The 12,154-nt window shown below is 69.1% G+C and carries 10 protein-coding genes; 9 read left to right on the top strand and 1 reads right to left on the bottom strand.

From position 1 onward, the window contains the following. The first annotated feature begins 160 nt into the window (after window positions 1-160). The 4 genes from AB0D99_RS00705 to AB0D99_RS00690 are packed head-to-tail and all read left to right on the top strand — an operon-like array spanning window position 161 to window position 4,870. Window positions 161-1,654 (top strand): AMP-binding protein, encoded by a 1,494-nt coding sequence (locus AB0D99_RS00705; protein ID WP_362355226.1) that lies wholly within the window; start codon window positions 161-163, stop codon window positions 1,652-1,654. After that, complete coding sequence (locus tag AB0D99_RS00700) at window positions 1,651-3,228, top strand: carboxyl transferase domain-containing protein (protein ID WP_362355223.1); 1,578 nt, start codon at window positions 1,651-1,653, stop codon at window positions 3,226-3,228. The genes AB0D99_RS00705 and AB0D99_RS00700 overlap by 4 nt, the downstream gene beginning before the upstream one ends. Before the next feature lie 48 nt (window positions 3,229-3,276). Continuing rightward, window positions 3,277-3,492, top strand: coding sequence for a biotin/lipoyl-binding carrier protein (locus tag AB0D99_RS00695; protein ID WP_362355220.1), 216 nt, complete (start codon window positions 3,277-3,279; stop codon window positions 3,490-3,492). A 4-nt stretch (window positions 3,493-3,496) separates the two neighbouring features. Continuing rightward, a complete protein-coding gene (locus tag AB0D99_RS00690) occupies window positions 3,497-4,870 on the top strand; it encodes an acetyl-CoA carboxylase biotin carboxylase subunit (RefSeq protein WP_362355217.1) in 1,374 nt (457 codons plus the stop codon). A gap of 221 nt (window positions 4,871-5,091) precedes the next feature. Here AB0D99_RS00690 and AB0D99_RS00685 read toward each other — a convergent pair whose 3' ends face one another. Next, the gene (locus AB0D99_RS00685; protein WP_362355214.1) at window positions 5,092-5,721 is read right to left on the bottom strand and encodes a TetR family transcriptional regulator C-terminal domain-containing protein; all 630 of its coding nucleotides are present in this window, start codon (window positions 5,719-5,721) and stop codon (window positions 5,092-5,094) included. A gap of 57 nt (window positions 5,722-5,778) precedes the next feature. Here AB0D99_RS00685 and AB0D99_RS00680 point away from each other — a divergent pair, with 57 nt between their 5' ends. The 5 genes from AB0D99_RS00680 (at window position 5,779) to AB0D99_RS00660 (ending at window position 12,086) form a co-directional block, all read left to right on the top strand. After that, a complete protein-coding gene (locus AB0D99_RS00680; RefSeq protein ID WP_362355211.1) occupies window positions 5,779-7,416 on the top strand; it encodes a GMC family oxidoreductase in 1,638 nt (545 codons plus the stop codon). Next, a complete protein-coding gene (locus AB0D99_RS00675; RefSeq protein ID WP_362355208.1) occupies window positions 7,413-7,841 on the top strand; it encodes a hypothetical protein in 429 nt (142 codons plus the stop codon). Before AB0D99_RS00680 ends, AB0D99_RS00675 begins: the two co-directional genes overlap by 4 nt. 11 nt (window positions 7,842-7,852) lie before the next feature. Then, on the top strand, window positions 7,853-9,343 hold the full coding sequence (locus AB0D99_RS00670) for an aminobutyraldehyde dehydrogenase (RefSeq protein ID WP_362355205.1): 1,491 nt from the start codon (window positions 7,853-7,855) through the stop codon (window positions 9,341-9,343). A gap of 149 nt (window positions 9,344-9,492) precedes the next feature. Further along, window positions 9,493-11,046, top strand: coding sequence for an NAD(P)/FAD-dependent oxidoreductase (locus tag AB0D99_RS00665; RefSeq protein ID WP_362355202.1), 1,554 nt, complete (start codon window positions 9,493-9,495; stop codon window positions 11,044-11,046). After that, window positions 11,043-12,086 (top strand): alpha/beta hydrolase, encoded by a 1,044-nt coding sequence (locus AB0D99_RS00660; protein WP_362355199.1) that lies wholly within the window; start codon window positions 11,043-11,045, stop codon window positions 12,084-12,086. The genes AB0D99_RS00665 and AB0D99_RS00660 overlap by 4 nt, the downstream gene beginning before the upstream one ends. Window positions 12,087-12,154: the final 68 nt, after the last annotated feature.

Genomic DNA, 12,154 nt, shown 5'->3' with positions numbered 1-12,154 from the left:
CAATGCGATCTCCAGGGTCTTGACATCGGATGCGCGACAACCGTTTTATATCAAGCGTCTCAAATAAGAAACCCCTCCCGCCCGATGAAGGGACCACCCCGTGAATGACGTCGGCAGGTGTCGGCCGCCCGCGGTCGACCGTGTCAGCCCGGTTGACGATTTGTTGCGTGCGGTCGCCCAGGACGCCGACCGCACGCTGCTGCGGTCCCGCAGCGAGGTTCTCTCCGTGGGGGACCTGGCCGACCGGGCGCGCCGCGTGGCTGTGGCGCTCGGGCGACGCGGCGTCTCGGCGGGGGACCGCGTGGCGCTGGTCAGCGGCAACTCGATCGAGCGGGTCGTGTGGATGTTCGGCATCTGGTGGCTCGGTGCGGTCGAGGTATCGGTCAACGTCGAGCTGCGCGGCCCGATGCTGGCCCATGTCCTGACCGACTCCGACCCCAGCCTGATCGCCTGTCAGGACGAACTCCTCGAGCAGGTCCGCGACGCGGCGGTCGGGGACGTCCTGCCGATGAGCACGCTGGTGGCGGAGCCGGTCGACCACGTGGCCGGGGACGAACTCGACGCGGCGCAGCGCGGATTCGGTCCCGGCGAACTCGCGACCATCCTCTACACGTCGGGGACGACCGGTCCGGCCAAAGGCGTGATGCTCCCGCGTGCCTACTTCTCCAACCTCGCCGAGGTATGGATCGACCGGATCGGCCTCAGTGCCGATGACATCGGCTACTTCCCGCTGCCGTTCTTCCACGTGGACGGTCACGTCCAGCTCACGGCATGCTTGCAGTCGGGCGGCTCGATGGCCTTCCGCGAGCGGTTCTCCGTCTCGGAGTACTTCACCGACGTCAGCCGGTTCGGAGCGACCTGGGCGACGGGGGTGGGATCGATGCTCTCGATGCTGGCCCAGGCGCAGTTGCCCGAGCCGGCCTCGCACCACCTCACCCGGCTGGTCGGGGCGCCGGTCCCGCAGATCGCCTACGAGACGTTCGAGGACCGGCTCGGCATCCCGGTTCTCACGCTTTTCGGCCAGACCGAGTGCGACGGCATTGCGATGGACAGCGTCGAGCAGCGACGCCGTGGCGCGGCGGGACGGACGCACGAAGCGATCGAGGTGCGGGTGGTCGACGACAACGACCGACCGGTTCCCGTGGGCGAGACGGGCGAGATCCTCTACCGTCCGCGCGGACCGCACCTCACGGCCCTGGGGTACTGGAGCCGACCCGAGGCGACGGTCGAGGCGTGGCGCAACCTGTGGTTCCACACCGGCGACTCCGGCCATCTCGACGCCGACGGCTTCCTCTACTTCGACGGGCGCCGGACGGACAGCTTCCGCCGACGCGGCGAGAACATCTCGGTATGGGAGCTGGAGCACAGCCTGAACCTGGCCGCCGGCGTACGGGAGTGCGTGGCCATCGCCGTCCGTGACGAGCACGGCGGCGAGGACGAGATCAAGGTCTTCGTGGTCCCGGAAGGGGAGTCCCTGGTGCTCGAGGAGTTCATCGAACACTGCCGCAAGGTGCTTCCCCGGTTCGCCGTGCCGCGCTACCTGACGGTGACCGACGGCTCCGAGTTCGTCCGCAGCGCCGGGACCGGTGTGGTCCAGAAACACCTGCTCTCCCGCGACATCACGTCGCCCGACGTCATGGAAGTGCCCCGATGAACACACCCGGTGGATTCAACTGGCCGGACGCCCTGTCCGAGTTCGACGAACGCCGTGCCCGGGCCCGCCGGCTCGGCGGCGAGCGGCGGGTGGCACGCCAGAAGGAACAGGGCCGCTACACGATTCGCGAGCGGATCGACGCCATCTCCGACAGCTTCAGCGAGATCGGCGAGTTCGCCGTCTTCGAGGAGTACGACGCGCTCGGCAACAGGATCGGCACCCTTCCCGCGAGCTACGTCTGTGGGCTGGCGCGCGTGGACGGCCGACCCGTGGCCCTGGGAGGGGAGGACTTCACGGTACGTGCAGGTGCCCCGCAGTCGTACCTCGACCGCATGAAGGGCGGGATGGGAGGTTTCGTCGAGGACCTCGCCCACGAGTACAAGATTCCGCTCATGATGTTCGTGGAAGGCATCGGCGGAGACGTCGCCGCCCAGGAGGACAAGGGACACGCCTACCTCACCAGTTCCATGAGCTGGACCCGCTCGTTCGAACTCCTCGACGAGGTGCCGGTCCTGACCATGGTGAGCGGCGCCGCCGTCGGAGCCAGCGCGGCGCGGGCCGTGGCCAGCCACTTCTCGGTGATGACCAAAGACTCCGTGATCTTCGCCGGTGGGCCTCCGCTGGTGAAGCGCGCACTGGGCATCGACATCGACAAGCACGAGCTGGGCGGTGGACCCGCCGCGACCGGCTGCGGTGCCGTCGACAACCTGGCGCAGGACGAGGACGACGCGATGGCCCAGATGCGCGCGGTGCTGGGCTACCTGCCGCAGAACGTCTGGCAGCTCCCGCAGCGCACGGCCTGCGACGATCCCGTCGACCGTCGTGCACCGGAGCTCCTCGACATCATCCCCGAGAATCGCCGGCAGGCCTATCGTGCGACCAAGGTGATCAAGGCCGTGGTCGACGAGGGCTCGTTCTTCGAGATCGGCTCCAGGTGGGGCAAGAGCCTGGTCACCGGTCTCGCCCGGATCGACGGGATGCCGATCGGCGTCCTCGCGAGCAATCCGCAGCACCTCGGTGGGGCGATGGACGCCGCCGCGTCCGAGAAGCAGGTGCGGCTGATGAATCTCTGCAACACCTTCCACCTCCCGGTCCTCTACTTCGTCGACGTCCCCGGATTCATGGTCGGTCCGCAGGCGGAGCGGGCCAACGTCATGCGATGGGGAGTCCGCGCGATCCGGTCGATCGTCGAGGCGACGGTGCCGATCATCACGGTGCAGGTGCGCAAGGCGTACGGCCTGGCCGTCTCCGCGACCGCCAACCCGGACCGGCTCGGGCTGCGCCTCGCGTGGCCCAGCGGCGAGTGGGGCGACCTTCCGATCGAAGGAGGCGTGGAGGCCGCCTACCGGCGCGAGATCGAGGCGGCGGAGGATCCCGACCGGATGCGGGCGGAGATCGAGGCCCGTATGCGCTCTCTCGTCGATCCCTGGCGGACCGTCGAGGCGTTCGGCGTGGAGCACATGATCGACCCGCGGGAGACCCGCGAGGTCGTGGCCTCGTTCCTCGACGCCGGCCAGGGAGCGCTCGCCGCTGCCGTGAGCCCGACGGGTCAGGACAGGCGCCGCCGCCGATGAGCACCACCAGGTGCGGCGTGACCACCCCCAGCAAGGAGGAGAACAATCATGAGTGAGATAGCGGCCGACTGTGCGGCGACGGTGTGGAAGGTCGTCGCCGCACCGGGGGACCAGGTCAGGGAGGGCGACGTGCTGCTCATCCTCGAGTCGATGAAGATGGAGATCCCGATCGAGGCCGAGGACGACGGCGTCGTGGCGGAGATCCACGTCGGCGTGGGAGCTGTCGTCGCCGACGGCGACCTCCTCGTGACGCTGGAGGGCTGAGCTCATGTTCGACAAGGTCCTCGTGGCGAACCGAGGCGAGATCGCCGTACGTGTCATCAAGAGCCTGCGGCGTCTCGGCATCGCGAGCGTCGCCGTCCACTCCGACGTCGATGCCGACAGCCTGCACGTACGGATGGCCGACGAGAGCGTGCCCATCGGCGCTGCCCCGGTGGCGGAGAGCTACCTGAGGTTCGATCGCATCATCGAGGCGGCCCTCGCCACCGGTGCCCAGGCGATCCATCCCGGCTACGGCCTGCTGTCCGAGAACCCGGAGTTCGCCCGCGCGTGCACGGCGGCCGGGCTGGTGTTCATCGGTCCGAGCCCCGAGTCGATGGAGATGATGTCGTCGAAGATCCAGGCCCGAGTGACGATGACAGAGGCCGGTGTACCGGTCGTTCCGGGGGGCACCGACCCGATCCATCCCGGACCCGAGGCCTTCGCGACGGCGGAGGCGATCGGCTATCCCGTCGCCGCCAAGGCGGCGAGCGGCGGGGGCGGAAAGGGGTTCCGCGTGGCCCGCGGACCCGACGAGCTCGCCGCCGCGGTCGAGGGGGCGTCGGGTGAGGGAGAGCGCTTCTTCGGAGATCCCACCGTCTACCTGGAGCGCTACCTCGACGACCCCCGTCATGTCGAAGTGCAGATCATCGCCGACACGCAGGGCAACGTCGTTCATTTGTTCGAGCGGGACTGCTCGGTGCAGCGCCGGCACCAGAAGCTGGTCGAGGAGGCGCCCTGTCCGCTGCTCACGGACGCCCAGCGCGCACGCCTAGGGGAGATCGCGGTGCGGGCGGCGCGGGCTGCCGGCTACCACTCCCTCGGCACGGTCGAGGGACTGCTCGTCGGTGAGGACTTCTACTTCCTCGAGATGAACACCCGCATCCAGGTCGAGCATCCCGTGACCGAACTCGTCACCGGTCTCGACCTGGTGGAGGAGCAGATCCGCATCGCCGCCGGCGAACCGCTGGGCTTCGGGCAGTCCGACGTGCGGGTCGACGGCCACGCGATCGAGTGCCGGATCAACGCCGAATCGGCCGCCAAGAACTTCCGCCCCGCCCCGGGCCGGATCGAGCGGTTCGTCGCACCTGTCGGAGACGGAGTACGGGTCGACACCGGTGTGGCCGACGGAGACGCCGTCCACCCCTACTACGACCCGATGATCGCCAAGGTGATCACCTGGGGCGAGGACCGTCAAGCGGCCACCGAGGCGATGCGCAAGGCCCTCGACGACATCGTGGTCACGGGCCTGCCGACGCTGATCCCGTTCCATCGCGCACTCCTCGCGAGTGAGGAGTGGGAACGCGCCAGCACCTGCCGAGAGCTGATCGGGGACCGGGCCTGGTTGAAGTCCACCGACGCCTGGGCCGACGGTTCCGGGTGACCTGTGCAAAGTGCACCACCCGGCATCCGCGGACGCGCCAAGAGTGCGTGGCGCGGGCACGAGCCGTTGCCGAATCATGTGGCTACCGGGTCGGTGGATCGACCCGGCGGATCGAGCTCAGGAGCCACTCCATGGCCGACGCCAGCGTCCTTGCAGCCGCCCGGTCGCGGCGGCCGGCTGGTTCTGCCCGGAGGGACTCGCGGAACGCGGCTCGTCGGGGCTCAGTGATCCACCGCGTCGAGCGTGCTCATCGCGAGCGCGGATTCGACCCACATCCGGACCGGGGGCGAGGCGGTGGGATCGTCGCCCTGCCAGAGGTTCGAACCGAGCACCGCATAGCTGGCGTAGCCGTCGATGAGTGCCACCAGGTGGTCACCGATCGCCCGCGCCCGGGACATGGGCAGGTCGCGGAAGACCAGCGCCGCGCGCACGTGGGTCTCGACCGTCGAGCGCCACGACCGGAGGTAGTTGATCATCTCCTGCCCCAGTTTCTCCGGGGAACTCGCCGCCTCCGCGTAGAAGAACAGGGTGATCCGGCCGAAAGCCACCGACGGCCCGTCGAGCGGTATCTGCGCGGTGAGTACGCGAACCAGTCGCTCGACCGGGTCGAGCCCGGTGTCGTCCGCGATCGTGGCCAGCCGGCGGCCGGAGAGCCAGAACGCATGCCGGAAGGCCAGTCGCAACAGGTCGTCCCGACCGCCGACGTAGTGATTCAGTACGCCGGTTGACCAGCCGCTACGGTCCGCGACCTCCCGCAGGGTGACGCCCGAAACGCCGTCCTCGGCGACGATCGCGAGGACGGCGTCAGCGATCTCAGCACGCCGTTGGCGGTGGTCGACGATCTTCGGCATGACGCTATTTAAACACAACCGATTGAGTTAAATACCGACTCTGCAAGGAGCGCGCTCATGACCACGACCGGCTCGTCCGCCAGGCGCGACGACATCGATGCACTGATCATCGGCGCGGGCCCATCCGGTGTCACCGCGGCCCGGCTGCTGGCCGAGAGCGGGTTCCGCGTGACCGTTCTTGAGCAGGGCGACTGGCCCGACGTCGCCGACTACCCCAGCGACAAGCCCGAACGGGACCTACTCATCGCCGGCCCCTGGAACCCCAACCCCAACCACCGTCACCGGCGGAGCGACTACCCCGTCAACGACTCCGACTCCGACGTGCACCCGTTGATGTTCAACGGGGTCGGCGGCAGCAGCGTCCTGTTCTGGGCGGAGTGGCCCCGGATGATCCCGTCCGACTTCCGGGTCCGCACCCTGGACGGCATCGCCGACGACTGGCCCCTGACCTACGAGGACCTGCAGCCCTACTACGAGGCCGTCGACGAGATGATCGGGGTCTCGGGACTGGGCGGCAACGTCGCCTACCCGTCGGGCTACGTGCCTCCCCAACCGCCGCTCCCCATCGGACGCATCGGCCGGCTCGCTGCCGAAGGCATGAACAAGCTGGGCATCGGCTGGTGGCCCGGCACCTCGGCGATCCTGTCGCAGAGCACCGGCTCCCGCGGGGCATGCGCGCGTTGGGGGACGTGTGGGACCGGCTGTCCCGAGGGGGCGAAGGCCTCCTTCGACGTGGCCATGTGGCCCGGTGCGCTGGCGGCGGGTGTCAACCTGGTGACCGGGGCTCGGGTCAGGGAGATCACCGTCTCCGACCAGGGTCTTGCGACCGGCGCCACCTGGATCGACCGCGAGGGAGTCGAGAGGCACACCTCCGCGCCGGTGGTGATCGTGTGCGCCAACGGGGTGGGCACGCCCCGCCTGCTGCAGCTGTCCACCTCTCCGCTGTTCCCGGACGGGCTCGCGAACTCCTCCGGCTACGTCGGGCGCAATCTGATGATGCACCCGGTGGCGACGGTACTGGGAGAGTACGAGCAGGAACTCGAGCCGTGGCTCGGGCCGGAGAGCCATCCGGTCTGGTCCATGCACTTCGCGGAGACGGACCTCAGTCGCGGTTTCCGCCGTGGCGCCAAGTGGACGGCTGTCGTGCTGCAGGGGCCGGTGGGCCTGCTCCAGCGGTTCGCGGAGCTGCCGCTCGCCGAGCGGAGCGGTCCGGCCGGGCACGCCCTCGTCGAACGCCTGCACGGCCGATCGTTCGAGATCTCAGCCTCGATCGAGGATCTGCCCGACCTCGACAACAGGGTGACCCTCGACCCGGACCTCGTCGACAGCGACGGGATCCCGGCACCGAAGATCCACTACAGGATGTCGGACGAGAGCAGGCGTGCTCTCGACTGGAACCTGGACCGCATCGTCGAGGTTCACGAGGCCGCCGGCGCCCTCTCCACCAAGCGCGTGGACTTCGCGGGCGCGACCGGGTGGCACCTGCTCGGCACCGCCCGCTGCGGCAACGATCCTGCCACGTCGGTGGTCGACGGCTACGGGCGGTCCCACGACGTCCCCAACCTCTACATCTTCGACGGCAGCGTCTTCGTGACGTCCTCCGCGGTGAATCCGACGCCGACGATCACGGCCTTCGCCCTCCGCGCCACCGAGCACCTGATCGAGACCGCTGCTTCCCAAAGGACTCCGCTGTGATCGCTTTTCCCGACGACCGCACCCGTTCCGGAGCGGCGAGCCTCGCCGACCTCTGGTTCCCCGGGAGCGCGCGGTCGCCCCGGATGACCGCCCTGCCCGGCTACGAAGCCCTCCTGAGGCGCGCCCTCCAGGCTGATCCGGAGCTGTCCGAGGCGTTCCTCCAGGCCGCCGACCTGGCTGCCGAGAGTGATGAGCTCACAGCCGACGTGGTCACGGGCTGGCCGGTCGAGCTCGCCGAGGCGGCCTTCTACTTCCTCAGCAGCACCTACTACATGGCGCCCGAGGCACGGCAGGCGGTCGGCTATCCCGGCCAGGCCCGTACGCCCTCCGCGGAGGCCACGCCGGACCAGTTGGTCGACGACGCCCTGCTCGCACCCGTGCTCGCACTCGGCCCGACCTACATCCCCACCCCCAGCACCGACTGAAGGAACAGCACATGACCCCTGAGCAGATCCTGGCGGATGCGCAGCGGCGCATCGACGAGCTGGCGCCGGCCCACCACATCGGCGGAACCTTCGTCGCGAGCACGGGCTCGGAGACGATCGAGGTGACGAATCCCGGCACCGGCACACGGCTGGGGGCCGCGGCCAGTGGTACCGCGGCCGATGTCGACACCGCGGTCGCGGCGGCCCGCAGGGCACTGCCCGGCTGGGCACGACTGACACCCGGCGCCCGAGCCGAGCTGCTGTTCCGGTTCGCGGACGCCGTCGACGAGCACGCCGAACTGCTGGCAGGGCTCGAGGCACTCAACGTCGGCAAGTCCTACGCCTATGCGGCGTACGAGGTCCCCCTCATCTCCGACTGCTTCCGGTTCATGGCCGGCGCCGCGCGTACCGCCCAGGCGCCGGCGCCCGGCCAGTACGCCGAGGGCCATCTGTCCTACATCCGGCGCGAACCCGTCGGAGTGATCGGCGCGATCACGCCGTGGAACTTCCCCCTCCTGATGGCCGCCTGGAAGATCGCTCCGATACTCGCGGCGGGCAACACCCTCGTGCTCAAGCCGTCCGTGCTCACCCCCCTCAGCACCCTGATCCTCGCCGACCTCGCGTCGGGCATCCTGCCGGACGGCGTGCTCAACGTCGTCACGGGCAAAGGCACCACCGTCGGTCACGCGATGAGCCACCACGACGGCATCGACATGATGGCACTGACCGGCGGCGTCGGCTCGGGACGGCAGGTGGCGGAAGGCGCGGCGGCCACGGTCAAGCGACTCCACCTCGAACTCGGCGGCAAGGCCCCCGTGGTGGTGTTCCCGGACGCAGACCTGGACCTCCTCGTGTCGACCCTGGTGGCGACCGGATACGGCAACGCGGGCCAGGACTGCGGCGCGGCGACGCGGGTGATCTGTCACGAGGACGTGCGGGACCGGCTCATCGAAGCCCTCGCAACGGCCGCGGGGGACCTCCGCAGCGGAAACGCCGGGTCGGGCGAGGAGTTCGAGCTCGGCCCCTTGATCAGCGCAGCCCATCGCGACCGGGTCGCCGCCATGGTGGAACGGGCACGCAAGGACGGCGCCCGGGTCGTCCTCGGTGGCGAGGTGCCCGAGGGCCCCGGCTTCTTCTACCCGGCGACGATCCTCGCCGACGTCGCCTCCGGTTCGGAGATGTCGCGCGAGGAGGTGTTCGGGCCGGTGATCTCGGTGGAGACCTACTCCACCGATGCCGAGGCGCTGGCCAAGGCCAACAACGTCGAGTACGGCCTCGCGGCATCCGTGTGGACCAAGGACCAGGCCCGGGCCCTTCGCTTCACCGAAGACCTGGCCTTCGGCTCGGTCTGGGTCAACACCCACCTCAACTTCACCAACGAGATGCCGTGGGCCGGTTTCGGGAAGTCCGGCTATGGCCGTGACAACTCCACGTACGCCCTCGACGACTACACCCGTACCAAGCACGTGATGCTCCCGATCGGGGAAGCGCTCGACGCCTGATCACGGCTCTCACGGGGGCCTGGTGCACTCTGCACCAGGCCCCGCTCCAGAACACCACGGATGTGCGTGGCCTCGGCCGACCGCACTGGCACAGCATGACGAAGCGGGCCGAGGGACCGGCCCGTGCTGAACGAAACGAGGAGTCTTCCATGGCCGGTACCAATGCCCCTCCCGAGTCCGCCGACATCGTCATCATCGGAGCCGGCGTCTCCGGCGTGGGATCGGCGTGCTACCTCCGCAACGCCTTCCCGGACAAGAAGATCGTCGTCCTCGAAGGGCGCGGCCGCATCGGTGGCACCTGGGACCTCTTCCGCTATCCCGGTGTCCGTTCCGACTCCGAACTCCACACCTACGGATATGAGTTCAAGCCCTGGACTCATGAGCACGCGGTCGCGGACGGGCACCTGATCCGCGAGTACCTCGAGGAGACCGCTGTCGAGAACCACGTCGACGGCCTGATCCGCTACCACCATCGGGTCGTGTCGGCCGACTGGTCCAGCGCCGAGGGCGCGTGGACCCTCCAGGTCCAGGTCGCCGTGCCGGGCGAGAAGCCGAGAAACGTGCTGATCAAGACCGGTTGGGTCTACGGTGCCACCGGCTACTACCGGTACGACGAGGGCTACACGCCCCGCTTCGAAGGCCGCGACGACTTCGCCGGCGACATCCTGCACCCGCAGTTCTGGCCCGAGGACTACGACTACGCGGACAAGAAGGTCGTGGTCATCGGAAGCGGAGCCACCGCGATCACCATGGTTCCGGCGATGACGACGGGCCCGGGCGCGGCCCGACACGTCACGATGCTGCAGCGCACCCCCACCTACGTCATGACGCTCCCGCGTGTGGACAAGGTGGCCCAGTTTCTCTACCGAAGCCTCGGCCTGGAGCGCGGATACGCCGCCACCCGGCTCAAGAACATGTGGCGGGACCTCGCCTTCGTTGCGTACATGCTCAAGTTCCCGGACTCGGGGCGCAAGCTGATGCGCAACCTCACCCGGAAGGCGCTGCCCGAGGGCTACGCCGTCGACACCCATTTCAACCCGCCGTACAAGCCCTGGGAGCAACGGCTCTGTATGACGCCCGACGGCGACTTCTTCGAGGCGATCGCCGAGGACAGGGCCTCCATCGTGACCGACCGAATCGAACGCTTCACCAGGAACGGCATCCTGCTGGCCTCGGGCCGGGAGATCCCCGCGGACGTGATCGTCACCGCCACCGGGCTCAACCTGCGCATGTTCGGCGGGATCCCGCAGACGGTCGACGGGCAGGAACTCACCATCGGCGACTGCGTCACCTACCGCGGAATGCTGCTGTCCGGCCTGCCGAACTGGTCCTTCGCCTTCGGATACACGAAGTACTCGTCGTGGACCCTCAAGGTCGGTCTGACCGCGCAGTACGTCATCCGCCTGATCCGGCACATGGAGGCTCACGGATACAGCAAGGTGCTGCCGGTGGCCGAGCAGGGGATGGCGACCGAGCCGCTCCTCGACCTCAACGCGGGCTACGTGATGCGCAACGCGGACACCTTGCCCAAGCAGGGGGCCGAGCTGCCGTGGCGGATGCTCACGTCGTACCAGGCGGACAAGAAGCTCCTCAAGGGTCCCGTCCATGACCACCACCTGCGGTTCAGCTACGGCGGCGACCAGCAGGGCCGTGGGCGGGCAGCGGTCGCCACCCCGTCCGGGGGCAAGGAGAACGCGCGATGAGCGCCTCACCCGCCGCGACCGGCATCTCGGTCGGGGAGTGGATACAGCGACAGCTCGGGATAGGGATGGGCAGGCTCCCCGCATCACTGCTGAAGCGTCTCGTCGACGTGCCAGCGAACGCGGACGGGGAGCAGATGGCCCCTGAGATCGCGATGCTCATGTCCGGCGCTGCGAAGGCCCCCGACTTCAGTGACCTCAGCCCCGCCGAGGCACGTGCCGCCGAGCTGAAGGGCGCCAGGATCTTCGGCGAACGGCCCCTGCCGATGGGACACGTGGAGGAGCTCGAGCTGCCAGGAGGCCTCGCCGCGACCCGGTACCGGGCCGGCACCTCCTCCGCAGGGCTGGTGGTGTACTTCCACGGCGGAGGGTTCGTCCTCAGCAACAGGGCCGTCTATGACGCCCCCTTGCGGTTCCTCGCCCACCACACGGGCATGGACGTCCTGTCCGTCGAGTACCGCCTCGCGCCGGAGAACCCGTACCCCGCACCGCACGACGACGCGATGGTCGCCTGGGAGTACGCCCTGACCCATGCCGCCCGATGGGGCATCCCGCTCGACCGCATCGCCGTCGCGGGCGACAGCGCCGGAGCGAACATCGCCGCGGTCCTCACTCAAAGGCTGCGCGGTCACGAGCGGCAACCCGCTCTTCAGGTGCTCATCTACCCGGTCACCGACCTGGCGGGTGCCCGGCCCTCGAACCGGGAGTTCGCGGATTCGCCGGCACTGACCGCCAAGCAGATCGCATGGTTCCTCGACCAGTACGCGCCGCCGGGCGTCGACCGCACCGACCCGTGCGTATCGCCCCTGCTCGCCGACGACCTGACCGGCCTGCCGCCGGCTCTCGTGACGGTCGCGGGCTTCGACCCGCTCCGCGACGACGGCCTGGCCTACGCCGCCAGGCTGACCGAAAGCGGTATCCCCACCGAGCTGATCAGGGAGCCGGGGCTCGTGCACGGATACCTCACGCTCACCGCGCTCAGCACGACGAGCCGGGACGCGGTCAAGCGCCTCGCGTCGGCCGTCGTGCGGGCGATGGCCTGAACCCACCGACCAGCTCCGGGCCGGGCGACGGCACCGCACCCGACGTCCGGCCCGGCCACCACATCGCC

Origin of the sequence: Streptomyces sp. NPDC047971, assembly GCF_040653355.1 — a bacterium.
GTDB lineage: Bacteria > Actinomycetota > Actinomycetes > Streptomycetales > Streptomycetaceae > Streptomyces.
Note: the sequence above shows the minus strand (reverse complement) of the source record. Positions and strands in the feature narration are given on the sequence as shown.